This is a genomic window from Duganella rhizosphaerae (assembly GCF_040364205.1).
GTDB lineage: Bacteria > Pseudomonadota > Gammaproteobacteria > Burkholderiales > Burkholderiaceae_D > Rugamonas > Rugamonas rhizosphaerae.
The window spans coordinates 1-211 of record NZ_BPWK01000099.1; the positions used below are offsets into that span (position 1 = coordinate 1).

The 211-nt window shown below is 72.0% G+C and carries 1 protein-coding gene; it reads right to left on the reverse strand.

Going from position 1 to position 211, the window contains the following annotated elements:
• Positions 1-211, reverse strand: a 211-nt coding sequence (locus RUGAMON1_RS32785) for a hypothetical protein (RefSeq protein ID WP_445234444.1), incomplete at both ends; no start/stop codon positions are given.

Sequence of the window (211 nt, forward strand, 5' to 3'; positions counted from 1 at the left end):
CGCGGCGATCTGGTTGGTCGACAGCGCGGCAACCTGCGCCGTGGCCAGGCCGGCCAGCTGCGAACTGCGCAGCACGGCGACGTTGGCGGTGGTCAGGCCCGACAGGTCGGCGGTCTCGATGGCGCCGATGGCGTTGCTCGACAGCGCGGCAACCTGGGCCGAAGCCAGGCTGCTCAGCTGGGCCGAGGTCAGCGCGACGACCTGGTTGGTG